This window comes from Paradesertivirga mongoliensis (assembly GCF_024436395.1).
GTDB lineage: Bacteria > Bacteroidota > Bacteroidia > Sphingobacteriales > Sphingobacteriaceae > Paradesertivirga > Paradesertivirga mongoliensis.
The window spans coordinates 490,039-506,760 of sequence record NZ_JAFMZO010000001.1 but is presented as its reverse complement, the minus strand read 5'-3'; the positions used below and the strand labels follow the sequence as shown (position 1 = coordinate 506,760).

The following is a 16,722-nucleotide window of genomic DNA, read 5'->3' as shown; positions in this document are numbered from 1 at the left end:
TTCGATAATTTGTAAGTTTGAGCATGCCCCAGTTTAGTCAGCGGATGACTTACCCGGTGGTCTTATATCGAGAGTTCCTTGAGTCATCCGATGACAGAGCGCCCTTTGTACGCTAATGAGAATTTAAACTTTCCAAAAGTTCGAAACTTTTGTAAAGTTACACCCCCTATCCATAAAATTTGTCCCCCATTCTATTTTATGTAAGTTTGGGCTTTAAATTTTAATGAGCAAAATCATTGTATTCGGAGCCTCAGGCCAATTAGGGGCTTGCCTAAAGGTTGTTTCCGAAAAGCAGAACATCAGCGATATCAATTTCCTTCCGGAAGAGCAGGCTAATATTTTAGATGTGGCAGGTTTGGAAGCGATTTTCAAGTCGGAAACACCGGCTTATTGCATTAACTGTGCGGCTTACACCGCGGTTGATAAAGCCGAAGACGAAGTAGACCTCGCCAGGCGCATCAATCGCGATGGCGCTGAAAATCTCGCCACGCTTTGCAAGCAGTTTAACGCCACACTTATTCATATCTCCACCGACTTCGTTTTTGAAGGAAATCTTGCCCGCCCTTTAACTGAACTGGATGAGGCGCGCCCGATCAATGTCTACGGACTGACCAAGCTGGAGGGTGAACACGCTATCGAATCAATTCTAAATAAGTATTATATTCTGCGCACCAGCTGGTTATATTCCGAATTTGGAAATAACTTCGTAAAAACCATGATGCGTCTGGGAGCCGAAAAGGACGAACTTCGCATCATCGCCGATCAGATAGGCACCCCCACTTATGCCATCGATCTCGCTCACTATATTTTCCACATTATCGAAAACGACAACGCTCAATACGGACTCTATCATTACAGTAACGAAGGGGTATGTTCGTGGTACGATTTTGCCAAAGCAATTTTCGATATTGCAGATATTAAGGTTAATACCTTGCCCATAAGGGGTGTGGAATATGTCACTAAAGCCATCAGGCCAGGCTTTTCAGTAATGGATAAATCTAAGGTCAAAGGGACTTTCGGATTGGAAATACCGTATTGGAGGGACAGTTTGGTGGAATGCGTTGGGAAATTAAAAAGTCAAAATTAAAAATTAAAAAGTCCAAAAACTTAGGCGAGCTGTAAAGTTCTCACATCTCAAACAACATGAAAGGAATTATATTGGCCGGTGGTTCCGGCACCCGCTTGCACCCGCTCACCCTAGCTACCAGCAAGCAAATGATGCCGGTTTACGACAAGCCGATGATCTACTATCCTTTATCCATCTTAATGCTGGCCGGGATTCGGGAGATCCTCATCATTTCAACACCTCAGGATCTGCCAAATTTTGAAAAGCTTCTGGGTGATGGATCACGACTGGGCTGCAAATTCTCATACAAAGTGCAGGAACAACCCAACGGACTTGCTCAGGCCTTCGTGATCGGTGAAGATTTCATCGGCACAGATAGCGCAGCGCTGATTTTGGGAGATAATATCTTCTACGGAGACGGATTGTCTCATCTCTTACAGGATATGAAAGAGCCGCAGGGAGGTGTCGTTTTCGCGTACCCGGTCTCAGATCCTGAAAGATATGGTGTGGTGGAATTTGATATCGAAAATAATGTAATCTCCATCGAAGAAAAGCCGGAACAGCCGAAGTCCAATTATGCCGTACCGGGATTGTACTTCTACGATAACTCGGTAGTAGAGATCGCAAAAAATATAAAGCCCTCTCCGCGTGGCGAATACGAGATCACCGACGTAAATAAGGTATACCTCGAGCAAGGCAAACTTAAAGTGGGCGTATTAAGCCGCGGTACTGCCTGGCTCGATACCGGCACTTTCAATTCCTTGATGCAGGCGGGTCAGTTTGTGCAAGTGATCGAAGAGCGCCAGGGACTTAAGATAGGATGTATTGAAGAAGTAGCTTACCGGATGGGATTTATTGATGCCGCGCAACTGAAAAGCATTGCAGAGCCACTGGTAAAAAGCGGTTACGGACAGTATTTGCTGAGAGTTATTAATCAGAAATAATGGCTTTTCCTAAATCGAAGGATATCAAAATAACCGTGCTTGGTTTAGGGTATGTCGGCTTACCCTTAGCCCTGGCTTTCGCCGAACAATATACTGTAACCGGTTATGATATAATAGCGACCGGATCAGACAACTACGCGCCGGCCAGGATGATACCCTGCAAGTCGAGATGTCTGGGCTTCTCTCGTCTAAGATACACTTCAGCGACAGTTCATCTGATATTGCAGCCAGCAACGTTTACATCATCACCGTTCCTACTCCGGTGGATGAATCAAAGAAGCCCGACCTGAAGCCGCTGATCGGCGCTTCTGCCAGCGTGGGCAAGCATCTCAAAAAAGGAGATGTGGTGATATACGAATCAACCGTGTATCCGGGATGCACCGAAGAAGACTGTGTACCTGTGCTCGAAGCAGTAAGTGGTTTGACGTTTAACCAGGATTTTTACTGTGGATATTCCCTGGAGCGGATTAGTCCCGGCGATAGTGTCCACACCCTTAGAACTTAGTAAAAATAACTTCCGGCTCAAATCCGGAGGCCGCAGACTTTGTAAATAATCTCTACCAGAGAATTATCCCGGCAGGCACTTTCAAGGCTCCGTCCATCAAGGTTGCTGAAGCAGCGAAAGCCATTGAAAACGCACAACGCGATGTCAACATATCTTTTGTGAGCGAGCTGGCCCTGATCTTCGATAAGTTAGAGATCGATACCTCTGATGTTCTGGAAGCCGCCGCTACCAAATGGAATTTTTTAAACTTCAAGCCCGGACTTGTCGGCGGCCATTGCATAGGGGTAGACCCATATTATCCGGCGCATAAAGCCGAACTCCTCGGTTATCATCCCGAAGTGATCCTTTCGGGAAGGCGGGTGAACGATTATATGTCGACTTTTATCGCCCGTAAGGTAGTGAAGCTGATGCTCGCCAAGAATATCGCGGTAAAGAATTCCAGAGCCTTAATCCTCGGTATCACCTTTAAAGAAAACTGCCCGGATATCCGCAATACCAAATGCATTGACATCTACCACGAATTAAAACAATACGGAATTAACGTAGACGTCTTCGATCCATGGGCAAAGCCTCAGGAGGTTGAAGAGGCCTTTCAGTTTTCCCTGATTGATGATGTTTTTCAACATACTTATTAGGCAGTTATCCTCGCGGTCGCGCATAAAGAATTTCAGTTGCTGGACTTTCAAAGGTTGACCGGCGAACAGACCGTCATTTTCGATACTAAGTCTATCATACAGCGGGAATGGGTGAATTCGCGCCTGTAATAGGCTGATAATGAGCGCGACGATATCCAACTCGACAAGCTACCTATCATTTGACGGATAACGTCGCAGGCGATGCTTACGAAACTTAGTAACCGATGAAATAGAGCACCTGCCCACCACACCGTCACCTCGAAAGCCAGTGCCAGGCCCTGCGCCATGAGAGGTCTCCAACCGATAAAAGTAAAAACCTCTGTTTCCCCCTTCGCCCCGCGGAGATCCTCACGGCATGCCTAAACACACATTGCCCCCCTGATGCCTCAGGTTAACGCATAATGTTGCGGGCGATGTGATAGGAGATTTACCCGCTGATGAAAAGTCAACTGGGCCAATATAGAATTGTCAATCTGCTCCTCGGTTGGTGTCTCCACCAACCGAAATAATGATGTTAATTTCGCCGCAGCAGTTTTTTTGAAAAAGCAATTTGTTGGTGGGGACACCAACAAAAGGAGACAGGTTGACGCATAATGCGGGTAATGTGATATGGGTTTTACCCACTGATGAAAAGTCAACTGGCCCAATATAGAATTGTCAATCTTTGAAGCTGTTTGATATTAGTTTTATAATTATTTAATTCGCTCATTGAAAACTATTATTCAAATTTGATGTTTTTCTGATTTTAATCGTAACATATTATTAATTTGTACTTTTGAGGTTTAGATACCTTACCGAGTTCGCATAAAAAACATTTAAATGAAAGTAGCATTAATCACAGGGATTACTGGCCAGGACGGAGCCTATCTGGCCGAATTTTTACTAAAAAAGGGCTATGAAGTACATGGCCTTAAAAGAAGATCATCTTTATTCAACACCGACCGGATAGATCATTTATACCAGGATCCCCACGAGACTAATGTGAAGCTTAAACTGCACTACGGCGATTTAACCGATTCCACCAATATCATACGCATCATCCAGGAAGTTCAGCCGGATGAGATCTATAACCTGGCGGCGATGAGCCATGTAAAAGTGAGCTTTGACACTCCTGAATACACCGCGAATGCCGACGGTATCGGAACTTTACGTATCCTTGAGGCTGTGCGTATTCTCGGACTGACCAACAAAACCCGTGTTTACCAGGCTTCAACATCCGAGTTATACGGATTAGTTCAGGCGGTTCCCCAAAGTGAAACTACGCCTTTCTACCCGCGTTCACCTTATGCGGTGGCCAAGATCTACGGTTACTGGATCACCGTGAATTACCGCGAAGCTTACGGAATGTATTCCTGCAACGGTATTTTGTTCAATCACGAAAGTCCGATAAGAGGGGAAACTTTCGTTACCCGTAAGATCACCAGGGCTACTGCAAAAATTGCCTTAGGTTTACAAAGCTGCCTGTATCTGGGTAACCTTTCGGCTCAGCGCGATTGGGGCCACGCTAAAGATTACATCGAAGCAATGTGGCTAATACTTCAACAGGATAAACCGGAAGATTATGTGATCGCTACCGGTATCACTACCGAAGTTCGTGAGTTTGTACGTATGAGCTTTGCGGAGCTGGGTATCGAAATCGAGTTCAGCGGAAAAGACGAGAACGAAAAAGGCGTGATTGTAGACGTTGACTCTTCAAAAGCGCTTGAGCTGGGACTAAATCTGGACGCTTTAAAGCCAGGCCAAACAGTAGTAAAAGTAGATCCTCGTTATTTCCGTCCAACTGAAGTAGATCTGTTGTTAGGAGATCCAACCAAAGCCAAAGAGAAATTAGGATGGAAGCTTAAATACGATCTGCCGGCTTTAGTGAAGGATATGGTGCTTTCAGACTTGAATCTGATGAAGAAAGATGAGTATTTGAAGCAGGGTGGGCACCAGGTGCTGAATTATTTTGAGTAATTTCTGTAATTAACGCAGACATATATAGGCAAAAAAGCAGGCGGATTTTATTCTGCCTGCTTTTTTTATTGCCGCTCCGTTTGGTCTTTTTTGAGCTGCATTCCCTATAACACAGCTACCCAACATACTCCCCCGTCATATCGAACAGGCCCGCGCCCTAGACCAGCGCGTGAGATATCTCCGCGGTTCGAAGACATAACCCATCGTTTTCAACGGTTGGAGCCCGCCAGCCAGCGGATCGAGGCTACGGGGATTAAACGTCCTTCGTTATTGTCGGGCAAATCGGCAATCGTAAAGCACCATGCCGGTAATTTTATCGTGCTCAGCATTCAGATTCCTGCCTGCCCGTTCCGTAGCTAGGCCTGCGCAAGAATGACGGAAGTGTGCTGCAAGAAATCCGCTCACTAAACCTCCTCCCCAAGATTTAAAATACCCCTTTAATCTTCTTCAAATTCTTCTATCTTTGCCTCACAAATTAAGACACTTATAATTTGTGATGAGTTGTTTAAAGAAATTCTTTAAACAGTGCCGAAGGAAAACGTTGAGACTTATGAAATTTAAAGATATTAATAGATTGAAACTATTTAAATCTGTTAGAATACTTATACTGTTTTTTTGCCTAGGCCTCACTCAGCCCCTGTTTGCACAATCTACTCAAAACTTCAGTAATATCAACGTCGACCAGTTATCCGACGCCCAGATAAAACAATTTGTCCAGCAGGTAGAAGCCCAGGGACTAAGCGAATCTCAATTAGAGCAAGTAGCCCAAGCCCGCGGAATGAGCGCTTCGGAAATATCAAAATTACGGGCGCGGGTAAACAAGATCAAGCAAGCCGGCTCATCAAGCACCAATACCACTTCGAACCAAAACAATTCTTCGGCAGCAGGCAGCAACGAAGGCCGCGAACTGAATTTCAAAGCAGATACCGCTAAAGTAGACGCATCAGGCGAACGCTCCCGTATTTTCGGTGCAGAGCTTTTCCGAAATTCGACTATTTCTTTCGAACCTAATCTTCGTCTTGCTACACCACTCAACTATCAGTTGGGGCCAGATGACGAACTCAATATTGACATTTACGGTTATTCTGAAGCAAACTATAAATTAAGAGTTTCGCCGGAAGGCAATATCAATATCCCCTATGTCGGAATCGTTTCTGTCGGCGGACAAACCATCGAGCAGGCAAGTCAGCGGATTCGCTCGCGACTGATTACCGTATACCCTAACATGCGTGGCGGTAATACTAAAGTCAACATCAGCCTGGGTAATATCAGAAGTATCAAAGTAACATTACTAGGTGAGGTGACTCGTCCCGGAACCTACACCTTATCTTCCCTGTCTACAGTTTTTAATGCCCTCTATTCATCCGGTGGTCCATCAGAAAACGGATCCTTTAGGGAAATTGAGATTATCAGAAATAACCGGGTGATCGCCAAGCTCGATGTGTACGAGTTTCTTTTACGGGGGTTTCAGCGAAACAATATTCGCCTGCAGGATCAGGATATTATTCGCATTCCTACCTATCGCAAACGCGTGGAGTTCTCTGGGGAGGTTAAGCGGCCAGCAATCTTCGAGGCGACAACAAACGAAACACTCGAAGATGTCATCAGTTTTGCGGGTGGTTTCACCAGCGAAGCCTATATCGCGAGAGTAAAAGTCATACAGAACACCCCTAAAGAACGGCGCATTACCGATGTCCTTTCCACTGAATTCAATACGTATATTCCTCAAAATGGGGACAAGTATTTTGCTGAAACCATCCTGGATCGCTTTGAAAACAGGGTAACCATTAACGGCGCAGTATTTCGTCCGGGTCAATACCAGTTAGATCCTAATTTAACACTTGGTCAATTGATCCAAAAAGCGGAGGGCGTAACAGAAGATGCGTTTTTATCGCGTGGATACATTACCCGTCTCAAAGCGGACAATACTCCGGAACTCGTCTCTTTCGATCTTGCAAAAATATTAAATGGAACGGCTGCGGATATTCCGCTCAGAAGAGAGGATCAGATCACGATCTCTTCCATCTTTGATTTGAGGGAGGAATATAAAGTGAGCATTGAAGGAGAGGTAAGAGCGCCCGGAACGGTAGACTATGCCGAGAACATGACATTGGAGGACCTGATCGTTTTAGCTGGCGGATTCAAAGAAGGAGCTTCACCTAAGCGGATAGAGATATCGCGTCGAGTGAAGGATAGTGAGGTTGGGGCCGCAAATTCGAGAATCGCTCAAGTCTATCAGGTAGACGTGAGTTCGAATTTGCAAATTCAGGGAGCGACTTTTGTTCTTCAGCCTTTTGATATAGTTTTGGTGAGAAATGCTGCGGGCTATGAGGTACAGCGGCAGGTGCGTGTGGAAGGAGAGGTGCTTTATCCGGGGACTTATACCATTACCAAGAAGGATGAGCGGATTTCAGATTTAATAAAGAGGGTGGGTGGATTGACTGACCTTGCGTATTTAGCTGGAGCGTCTTTAAAAAGAACGGATGCGAGTGAAAAAGGCTCCGGTAAGAATCGGATTAATACGCAAGAAGAAGATCAGCAAAAAATCCAGAAGCTACAGCGTTTACAGGAAACAACGAAAGACTCTATCGATATTACCCAGCAACAATCCATTCTAAGAAATGATTTTGTAGGTATCGACTTGGGAAGAATATTGGATAAACCTAAATCTAAAGTGGATCTGATCTTGGAAGAAGGCGATGTTTTGCGCATTCCAAAGCAGCTTCAAACCATAAAAGTAAGTGGAGAAGTATTATATCCTACTACTTCTATTTTTAATGGGGGTAAAAGCTTTAAGCAATACATATCGGATGCCGGTGGCTTTTCTGATAATTCATTAAAGAAGCGGTCGTATGTGATTTATGCAAATGGGTCGGTAAGAAGTACAAAGAAGTTTCTTTTTTTCAATAATTATCCGATGGTGAAGCCTGGTGCTGAAATTTTCGTGCCAAAAAAGGCGGAGAGGAAATCTCTCTCGGCCTCTGAAATTGTCGGATTAACCTCTGGAATAGCCTCGTTGGGTGCAATTGTGTTGGGTGTTTTAAATCTTATAAAGTAATTCGGTCCTCTAGCGGGGAAGACTCTTTAATAGCCGAGGTTTTAACGATGGTAAAGGTGCTGAATTAGTAGATTAATTTTCTGTAAAGCAGGTAAACGCTGCTACAAATGTAATGACAATACGATCCGAAAAATTAAATTCATCATCTCAAGATGGTGACGAAATTTCCCTAAAAGAACTTGTTCTGCTTGTGCGAAGGTGGATCCACTATCTTTGGACCAAGAAATGGTTGATTTTTATTGCAATAGCTGTAGGCATTCTGCTAGGATTAGGATATGCTTATTACAAAAAGCCCATTTTTGAAGCTACAACTACGTTTGTGCTTGAAGAGGGTGAGGTTGGAGGGATTGGACAGTACGCGGGCATGGCGGCCATGGTGGGCATAGATATGGGAGGGGGTGGAGGTTTATTTCAGGGAGAAAATATACTGGAGTTATATAAATCGCGAACAATGCTTCAAAAGGCTTTGTTGAGTCCTGCCGATTTTGATGGAAGAAGGCAACTGTTGATAGATCGATATCTTGAATTTAATAAAATAAGAGAACGGTGGGAACGTCCAGAATTAAAGGCATTATCCTTTGCAGACACCAGCAGGTTCACAGGTCTTCAAGACAGCATACTTGGCGAGATAGTTAGTCAAATCAGGACCAATAATATAGCGGTAGGCAAGCTGGATAAGAAGCTAAATATTTTAAAAGTTGAAGTTAAAGCTGCAGACCAACAATTTGCCAAAGAGTTTAATGACAAAATTGTATTGACTGTGAACAACTTTTACATCGAAACTAAGACAAAGAAGAGTCTGCAGAATGTTCAGATCCTTCAAAATCAAACGGATTCTGTTCGGGCTGTAATGAATGGGGCAATTTACTCGTCTGCTCGTACGGTAGATGCGACACCAAATTTAAACCCTGCTAGGCAGGTATTACGAGCACCAGCGCAACGCTCGCAATTTAATGCGGAGACAAATAGAGCCATGTTAACAGAACTACTTAAAAACTTGGAGTTGTCTAAAATGAGTTTACGAAAAGAAACCCCTTTAATCCAAGTGGTAGACCAACCTATCTATCCATTAACTAAGCATGAGTTCGGGAAATTAAAAGGAGCATTTTTTGGGGGAATCATATGGGGGTTTATGGCAATATTGTTCTTGATCATTAGGAAGAATTACTTGGAAATTTTGAATGGAAAATAGAAGCATTGCGGTAATCGGTCTTGGTTACGTTGGTTTGCCTTTAGCAATAGAATTTGCTAAGAAATATTCTGTTGTAGGATTTGATATTAATACTAATAGGGTAGCAGAGCTCTCCGAGGGGGTTGATAGTACAAAAGAGGCAAATCTAGATGATCTAATGCTAGTTTTGGGTAACAAATCCGGAAATGGCTTGAGTTTTTCGTGTCAAACCGAAGACCTATACAAGGTTAACACCTATATAGTTACAGTACCCACGCCGATTGATCAATTTAAAGCCCCAGATCTTAAACCTTTGCTTAAAGCTTCGGAGATGCTCGGAAAAATAATAAAGACGGGGGACCTTATAATATACGAATCAACAGTATATCCCGGCTGCACAGAAGAGGATTGCGTACCCGTTCTAGAAAAATTTTCCGGCTTAAAATTCAACGAAGATTTTTATTGCGGTTATTCGCCGGAGCGTATCAATCCCGGCGATAAGGTGAATACACTAACAAAAATCAAAAAGGTTACGTCCGGTTCGACACCGGAAATTGCAGATTTAGTAGATCAGCTATACGCAAGCATCATTACGGCGGGCACACATAAGGCTCCTAGCTTGAAGGTCGCAGAAGCGTCAAAGGCTATAGAAAATGCTCAAAGGGATGTTAATATTTCCTTTGTGAATGAATTGGCTTTAATCTTCGATCGGATTGGTATTGACACCACTGATGTTATTGATGCAGCCGGAACCAAATGGAATTTTCTAAAATATAAACCTGGATTAGTTGGAGGTCACTGTATTGGTGTGGACCCTTATTACCTGGCTCATAAGGCTGAATCTTTGGGTTATCATCCCCAAGTAATACTATCGGGTCGCAGGGTTAATGATAACATGGGAATGTTTGTCGCCAACAAGGTGATAAAATTAATGATTCATAAAGGGCACAGAATTCAGGGTGCTAAAGCTTTAATTCTAGGTGTCACCTTTAAGGAGGACTGTCCTGATATCCGTAATTCAAGGGTTATTGATATTTATACAGAATTGAAACAGTTTGGCCTAACTGTAGATGTCTTTGATCCATATGCAGATCCTCATGAGGTTAAGCAAGAGTATAATATTGATCTGGTTAACAATATGAAAGAGCAGTACGATGCAATCGTTTTAGCAGTATGTCATAAAGAATTTTTATCGATTGATTTTAAACAGCTTAGAAATGGGCATGATACTGTAATTTTCGACACTAAATCTTGTCTGGATCGTAGTGTGATTGATGCAAGGCTCTAGGATATTAACAGGAAGCACCAGTTAGCAGGACACTTAAAGGGCTCTTAGCCGAATCTGAAGGGTTTGAATCGGATCGCTAAAAGTGCTTAACTACATCTTGTGCTAGAAACTTAAAGAGATAAAAAGTTAATGTATGAAAAATACCATCCAGATGGTAGACCTTAGGGGTCAATACTTAAGAATAAAAGAAGAAATTGATGCAGCTTTACTGGATGCTGTTCAAGGGACAGCCTATATTAATGGACCGCAGGTAAAACTATTTGCTCAGAGCTTGCAGGAGTATAATAATGTTAAATCAGCGGTCACTTGTGCGAACGGAACAGATGCACTTCAAATTGCTATGATGGGCTTGGGTTTTAAACCCGGCGACGAAGTTATCGTCCCTGCTTTTACATATATAGCAACTGTGGAGGTAATTGCCCTGCTCGGACTTGTTCCGAAATTTATTGATGTAAAGGAGGATACATTTGAGCTGGATTATTCAAAATTAGAGGGGCTCATTTCTAATAAAACTGTAGCGATCATCACTGTTCATTTGTTTGGTCAGTGCTCAAATATGGAAGCCATACTGTCGGTAGCCAGGAAATACAACATTGCTGTCATAGAGGATACAGCTCAAGCGATGGGTGCTGAATACCTGTTCCAAGATGGTTCAAGAGCCTTTGCCGGAACGATAGGTGATGTCGGAACCACATCCTTTTTCCCTTCAAAAAACTTAGGCTGTTTCGGAGATGGTGGGGCATTAATGACCCAGAGTAGCACACTCGGTGATAAGTTATACATAATAGCCAATCACGGACAGCGAAAAAAATATTATCATGAAACGATCGGAGTAAATTCCAGATTGGACACAATTCAGGCTGCAATTTTACAAGTTAAGATTAAATACCTGGATGAATACACCGAAGCGAGACGAGCTGTAGCTCAAAAATATGATCTATGTTTATCTAACATAGCAGGGCTAATTCTTCCCGAAAAGGCGCAGTATTCAACTCATGTTTACAATCAATACACTTGTCGTGTTGAGAACGGACGGAGAGATGAGCTAAAGGCATATCTCCTGGAGCAAGGAATTCCTAGCATGATCTATTACCCTATACCTGTACATTTACAGAAAGCTTATCTTTCTTATGGATATAAGGAAGGTGATTTTCCGGTATCCGAAAAACTATGCAAAGAGGTTATTTCATTTCCAATTCATACCGAAATGGAGGTTGAGGAACAAGACTTTATTATAAAAAATATAGTGCATTTTTTCACACATGGATAAATATTTTGTTCACGAAACGGCTATTGTAGATCAGGGTGCCGATATTGGCGAAGGTGTTAAAATTTGGCACTTCTCTCACATCATGTCTAATTGTAAGATTGGGGAAGGGTGTAACATTGGACAAAATGTAGTTATTTCGTCAGGGGTACAGCTAGGGAGAAATGTTAAAATACAAAACAATGTGTCCGTATATGAGGGAGTGAGTTGTGATGATGACGTGTTTCTGGGTCCTTCAATGGTTTTCACAAACGTGACTAATCCTAGAAGTGCAATTAATAGACGGGGACAATATCTAACAACACATGTTGGCAAAGGAGCATCAATCGGTGCAAATGCAACAATAGTCTGCGGCCATGACATCGGAAAATACGCGTTTATAGGCGCTGGAGCAGTTGTAACCAAGACAGTTAAAGAGTATGCATTAGTGGTAGGTAATCCAGCCAGGCAGTTGGGTTGGGTGAGTGAATATGGACATCGACTGGATTTTAAAGAAACTTCTATAGCGATTTGCCATGAAAGCGGGCAAGAATATAAACTTGAAAATGATTCTGTAACCAGAATAAAATAAAAATGGTAACTGAGAATAAAATAAAATTTGCAGTAATCGGTTGTGGCCATATAGGAAAACGCCATGCTGAAATGATAATACGCCACCCTGATTGTGAACTTGTTGCACTTGTTGATGTAAAAGAAAAGGCCCAGTTAGGTATCGAAGACTATCAGGTTCCGCTTTTTAAGAACATTGATGAACTTTTAAATGCAGGGATAGACATTGACGTGGTAAACATCGCCTCACCCAATGGCTTTCATGCAGAGCAGGCTTTGAAATCTTTGGAAGCAAAAAAGCACATTGTTGTAGAAAAGCCAATGGCTTTAAGTAAAAATGATGCAGAAAAGGTCATCTTTAAGGCATTGCATGCGCATAAGCATTTGTTTGCTGTTATGCAGAACCGCTACTCCCCTCCCTCTGTTTGGATTAAAGAGTTAATAGAGTCAGAGAAGCTGGGCCAGATTTACATGGTTCAGCTTAACTGCTATTGGAATCGCGACAACAGGTATTATAAGCCCGAAAGCTGGCATGGTAAAAAAGATCTGGATGGTGGTACGTTGTTTACCCAGTTTTCGCACTTCATAGATATCATGTACTGGCTATTTGGTGACATTGAAAATATTCATGCGAAGTTCAATGATTTTAATCATAGTGATCTTACAGATTTTGAAGACAGCGGTTTTGTAAGCTTTGATTTTGTGAATGGGGGTATGGGTTGCCTCAATTTCTCCACTTCTGTGTGGAGCCAGAATCTGGAGAGCTCGATGACCATTATTGCTGAGAACGGCAGTGTTAAGATTGGTGGCCAATACATGAATGAGGTAGAATATTGCCATATAAAGGATTATAGCATGCCACAATTAGCACCCACTAATCCCGGCAATGATTATGGAGCATATAAAGGTTCAGCAGCGAATCACCACTATATAATAGAAAATGTAGTAGATGTGCTACAAGGAAAAGCCCCGATCACGACGAATGCTTTAGAAGGACTGAAGGTAGTGGATATTATAGAAAGAATCTATAATGCGTCAAAATAATTACGACAAAAGGATAGGCCTGTTTTTGATGACCTTTAAAGGTCTAAAGGTGTTGGAAGCAATTATAGAGTCAAACCAACATTATTTAATTTCATTTGTCTGTGTCGGAGATGATAAAAACCTTGTTGAAGACTCTTCACAAGAAATAATCGCATTGTGTATAAAGAATGATATCCAATACCTTAATCGAAAGGACTATATTTCAGGCGATAAGGTCAAATATCTTTTAGCGGTATCATGGAGATGGATGATTGAAAGCAAGGGGATAAATTTAATTGTACTTCATGACTCACTGTTGCCTAGATACAGGGGGTTTGCTCCTTTAGTAAATGCGCTTAAAAATGGAGAGCCTTCAATTGGTGTTACTGCGTTATTTGCGTCAGAAAATTACGATGAAGGGCCAATAATTAGCCAGAAGTCTATAAAAATCAGTTATCCTATTAAAATTCGAGATGCGATACAGTTAATCGCTTCCGCTTATCAGGCTTTGGTGTTGGAGATACTTCAGACCATTGCTGATGACATACCGTTGCAGTCGGAGCCTCAGGATTGTAGTAATGCTACGTATAGTCTTTGGCTCAGCGATAATGACTATTTTATAGATTGGAATTGGGATGCCCAATACATTGAAAGATTTATTAACGCTGTAGGATTTCCTTATGGAGGAGCCCGGACGTCTTTACTTGATAGAACCATCAGAATTGATGATGCGATTGTGCTTCCTGAGGTGAAAATAGAGAACCGAGACGTAGGAAAAATTATATGGTTTGACAACGAACGTCCGGTAATAGTCTGTGGCAGAGGACTACTTAGAATTGATGAAGCAGTGTTTATCGATGATAATACGAGTATATTACCTTTAAAGAAATTTAGAATAAGGTTAAGATGAAGATACCGTTTAACAAGCCGTATTTAACAGGAGAGGAAACCAAATATATTCAAGAAGCCGTTGCTTCGGGGAAAATCTCAGGAGACGGTATATTTACCAAAAAATGCCATGATTTTTTCCAAAAGCGATACGGCTTCAAAAAGGCGCTACTAACTACCTCGTGTACTGACGCATTGGAGATGGCGGCTATTCTTGGAAATATTTCTCCTGGGGATGAGGTAATTGCCCCTTCGTACACATTTGTATCAACGGTCAATGCGTTTGTTTTGAGAGGTGCAAAAATCATATTTTGCGATAGCGAAGTTGATCACCCCAATATAGACGCTAACAAAATTGAAGCTTTAATTACCGAAAAGACTAGGGCAATTATTCCTGTGCATTACGCTGGGTTTGCTTGCGATATGCATAAGATTATGCAGTTAGCGGAAAAGTATAATTTGCTGGTTATCGAAGATGCAGCCCAAGCGATAGATAGTTATTATACCTATCCAAGCGGCGAAACCATGCCACTGGGATCTATTGGTACATTTTCAGCTTTCTCGTTTCACGAAACCAAGAATATTATTAGTGGTGAAGGGGGAATGATTATAGTAAACGATGAAAGGTTTGCAGGCAGAGCAGAAATTATTCGTGAGAAGGGTACTAATCGCTCCGCTTTTTTTAGAGGTGAAGTAGATAAGTATGGATGGGTTGATATAGGATCGTCTTTTTTGCCTTCGGATATAATATCTGCTTTTTTATACGCGCAGCTTGAGAATTTAGAACGTATTCAGGATAGGCGTAGAATACTTTGGCAACACTATCATAATCAGCTAATTCCATTAGAAAAAGCTGGGCTTTTGGAGCTGCCCAAAATACCGACGTATGCGACAAATAATGCCCATATGTTTTATATTATATTGAATAGTCTGGAAACTCGTTCAGGATTAATTGAACATTTGCGCAAGCATGATGTCCTGGCTGTGTTTCATTACCTTTCCTTACACAAAAGTGAATTTTATTCCGGTTTTGGCGAATCGCATTCGGAACTGCCTAACTCAGACAGATTTACAGATTGCTTATTAAGAATGCCATTGTATTATAGCTTAGAGTCGGGCAGTGTAGAATATATATGTGATTTAATCACAACATATTTGAAGAGCAGAGAGAGTTAAAAGTTGCTGAAACTAACTGATAATTGCTGATATGTGCGTTAAGCCCTTAAATATTCTACACATTGGAACATCACATAAGCATGATAGCCCGTTTATTCTAGCGAGCGAGTATCTATTTGAGAAAGCCTTTCCTAGACAGAATATTTTCTTTTTAATTTCAGGTGGGGCAAATGACCATATATACACTGGTGACCACTTTATAACGGGCTACAATGAAGCTAATGCCCAAGATAAGTTAATCCACATGGTGAGCGATTTTGACGTGATTGTTTTTCATGGGCTTACACGTGTTCATACCAATCTTGCGCTAAGTTCTTCTTTGTTTGAAAAAATTGTTTGGCTGTTTTGGGGTGGAGAAGTTTACAACAATCCTAAACTTAATAGGGATACGCTTCTGGGCCCGGCGACTAAACAGTTGTTAGCTCTTAATAATTTCTGGACATTGAAAGGGGTTAAATATTTAATCCGAAAGTATATCTACCCTTCGTCATTACATTGCGATATAGCTAAAGTAGCTCCAAAAATTAAATACATCGGAGTTCCATATGAAGAGGATTTTGTAAATTTAAAAGCAAAGACAGCCGTCCATCCGGATTGTATACCCCTTATATACAGTTATTATCCACCCGAACATGTGTTTACAAACTCAGAGGATTTTCCGGTACTAGGGGATAATATTCTTTTGGGTAATTCTGCAACTCCAGAAAATAATCACGCCGAGATCTTTGAAGTATTAAGAACGATTGATATCAAGCCAGCTAAGGTTGTAACGATATTAAGTTACGGTGACCTTGAGTATAGAGACAAAGTAATAGATCAAGGCTTGCGGATGTTGGCTGAAGATTTCATGCCTATTACAGACTTTATGCCCTTAGAGAATTATAACAAGCTGTTAAATACTTGTAGCGTTGCAATAATGAACCATTACCGCCAACAGGCGGTCGGTAATATATTAAGTTTACTTTGGATCGGTGCTAAAGTGTTTTTGAGTGATAGGAATACCATGTATCATTTCTTAAAAAGAATAGGATGCAATATCTATTCGGTAGATGAAATTGGAGTAGGCAAGGAAGCATTAGGCCGGCTTACCCAAGCTCAAATCTTAGAGAATCGACGGATTCTCAAAGATCGACTCTCCACAACCAGGCTTAGTAATAATTTAAAGGACTTTTTTAGTAATTTCAGTTACAAATAAG

Annotated in this window: 14 protein-coding genes; all 14 read left to right on the top strand. The window is 41.9% G+C overall.

What is annotated here, in order from left to right; translation table 11 throughout:
* Window positions 1-223 precede the first annotated feature (223 nt).
* A complete protein-coding gene (rfbD, locus tag J3P43_RS01915; protein ID WP_255898429.1) occupies window positions 224-1,087 on the top strand; it encodes a dTDP-4-dehydrorhamnose reductase in 864 nt (287 codons plus the stop codon).
* A gap of 56 nt (window positions 1,088-1,143) precedes the next feature.
* Window positions 1,144-2,010 (top strand): glucose-1-phosphate thymidylyltransferase RfbA, encoded by an 867-nt coding sequence (gene rfbA, locus J3P43_RS01910; RefSeq protein ID WP_255898427.1) that lies wholly within the window; start codon window positions 1,144-1,146, stop codon window positions 2,008-2,010.
* A gap of 169 nt (window positions 2,011-2,179) precedes the next feature.
* Window positions 2,180-2,515: a nucleotide sugar dehydrogenase gene (locus J3P43_RS19625; RefSeq protein ID WP_369414765.1), complete on the top strand. Its 336-nt coding sequence runs from the start codon at window positions 2,180-2,182 to the stop codon at window positions 2,513-2,515.
* 158 nt (window positions 2,516-2,673) lie between these two features.
* Window positions 2,674-3,150, top strand: a complete 477-nt coding sequence (locus tag J3P43_RS19620; RefSeq protein WP_369414764.1) for a UDP binding domain-containing protein — start codon at window positions 2,674-2,676, stop codon at window positions 3,148-3,150.
* An 819-nt stretch (window positions 3,151-3,969) separates the two neighbouring features.
* The gene (gmd, locus tag J3P43_RS01900) at window positions 3,970-5,106 is read left to right on the top strand and encodes a GDP-mannose 4,6-dehydratase (protein ID WP_255898425.1); all 1,137 of its coding nucleotides are present in this window, start codon (window positions 3,970-3,972) and stop codon (window positions 5,104-5,106) included.
* 574 nt (window positions 5,107-5,680) lie between these two features.
* Window positions 5,681-8,164, top strand: coding sequence for an SLBB domain-containing protein (locus J3P43_RS01895; RefSeq protein ID WP_255898423.1), 2,484 nt, complete (start codon window positions 5,681-5,683; stop codon window positions 8,162-8,164).
* Window positions 8,165-8,276: 112 nt separating this feature from the next.
* Window positions 8,277-9,356, top strand: a complete 1,080-nt coding sequence (locus J3P43_RS01890) for a Wzz/FepE/Etk N-terminal domain-containing protein (RefSeq protein ID WP_255898421.1) — start codon at window positions 8,277-8,279, stop codon at window positions 9,354-9,356.
* Window positions 9,346-10,623 (top strand): nucleotide sugar dehydrogenase, encoded by a 1,278-nt coding sequence (locus tag J3P43_RS01885; protein WP_255898419.1) that lies wholly within the window; start codon window positions 9,346-9,348, stop codon window positions 10,621-10,623. Before J3P43_RS01890 ends, J3P43_RS01885 begins: the two co-directional genes overlap by 11 nt.
* Before the next feature lie 133 nt (window positions 10,624-10,756).
* Window positions 10,757-11,893 carry a DegT/DnrJ/EryC1/StrS family aminotransferase gene (locus J3P43_RS01880; RefSeq protein WP_255898416.1) on the top strand — a complete coding sequence of 379 codons (1,137 nt, stop codon included), beginning with the start codon at window positions 10,757-10,759 and terminating at the stop codon, window positions 11,891-11,893.
* Window positions 11,886-12,461, top strand: a complete 576-nt coding sequence (locus J3P43_RS01875) for an acyltransferase (RefSeq protein WP_255898414.1) — start codon at window positions 11,886-11,888, stop codon at window positions 12,459-12,461. The genes J3P43_RS01880 and J3P43_RS01875 overlap by 8 nt, the downstream gene beginning before the upstream one ends.
* A 2-nt stretch (window positions 12,462-12,463) precedes the next feature.
* The gene (locus J3P43_RS01870) at window positions 12,464-13,483 is read left to right on the top strand and encodes a Gfo/Idh/MocA family protein (RefSeq protein WP_255898412.1); all 1,020 of its coding nucleotides are present in this window, start codon (window positions 12,464-12,466) and stop codon (window positions 13,481-13,483) included.
* Window positions 13,470-14,372, top strand: coding sequence for a formyltransferase family protein (locus tag J3P43_RS01865; protein WP_255898410.1), 903 nt, complete (start codon window positions 13,470-13,472; stop codon window positions 14,370-14,372). Before J3P43_RS01870 ends, J3P43_RS01865 begins: the two co-directional genes overlap by 14 nt.
* On the top strand, window positions 14,369-15,526 hold the full coding sequence (rffA, locus tag J3P43_RS01860; protein ID WP_255898408.1) for a dTDP-4-amino-4,6-dideoxygalactose transaminase: 1,158 nt from the start codon (window positions 14,369-14,371) through the stop codon (window positions 15,524-15,526). Before J3P43_RS01865 ends, rffA begins: the two co-directional genes overlap by 4 nt.
* A gap of 31 nt (window positions 15,527-15,557) precedes the next feature.
* A complete protein-coding gene (locus J3P43_RS01855) occupies window positions 15,558-16,721 on the top strand; it encodes a TDP-N-acetylfucosamine:lipid II N-acetylfucosaminyltransferase family protein (RefSeq protein WP_255898406.1) in 1,164 nt (387 codons plus the stop codon).
* Window position 16,722 lies beyond the last annotated feature (1 nt).

Bases quoted from the DNA above. Each gene is read 5' to 3' on its own strand.
- rffA (WP_255898408.1), top strand. From the start codon at position 14,369: ATGAAGATACCGTTTAACAAGCCGTATTTAACAGGAGAGGAAACCAAA.
- rfbA (WP_255898427.1), top strand. From the start codon at position 1,144: ATGAAAGGAATTATATTGGCCGGTGGTTCCGGCACCCGCTTGCACCCG.
- J3P43_RS01865 (WP_255898410.1), top strand. From the start codon at position 13,470: ATGCGTCAAAATAATTACGACAAAAGGATAGGCCTGTTTTTGATGACC.
- J3P43_RS01870 (WP_255898412.1), top strand. From the start codon at position 12,464: ATGGTAACTGAGAATAAAATAAAATTTGCAGTAATCGGTTGTGGCCAT.
- J3P43_RS01855 (WP_255898406.1), top strand. From the start codon at position 15,558: ATGTGCGTTAAGCCCTTAAATATTCTACACATTGGAACATCACATAAG.
- J3P43_RS01880 (WP_255898416.1), top strand. From the start codon at position 10,757: ATGAAAAATACCATCCAGATGGTAGACCTTAGGGGTCAATACTTAAGA.
- J3P43_RS01885 (WP_255898419.1), top strand. From the start codon at position 9,346: ATGGAAAATAGAAGCATTGCGGTAATCGGTCTTGGTTACGTTGGTTTG.
- J3P43_RS19625 (WP_369414765.1), top strand. From the start codon at position 2,180: ATGTCTGGGCTTCTCTCGTCTAAGATACACTTCAGCGACAGTTCATCT.
- J3P43_RS01875 (WP_255898414.1), top strand. From the start codon at position 11,886: ATGGATAAATATTTTGTTCACGAAACGGCTATTGTAGATCAGGGTGCC.
- gmd (WP_255898425.1), top strand. From the start codon at position 3,970: ATGAAAGTAGCATTAATCACAGGGATTACTGGCCAGGACGGAGCCTAT.
- rfbD (WP_255898429.1), top strand. From the start codon at position 224: ATGAGCAAAATCATTGTATTCGGAGCCTCAGGCCAATTAGGGGCTTGC.
- J3P43_RS01890 (WP_255898421.1), top strand. From the start codon at position 8,277: ATGACAATACGATCCGAAAAATTAAATTCATCATCTCAAGATGGTGAC.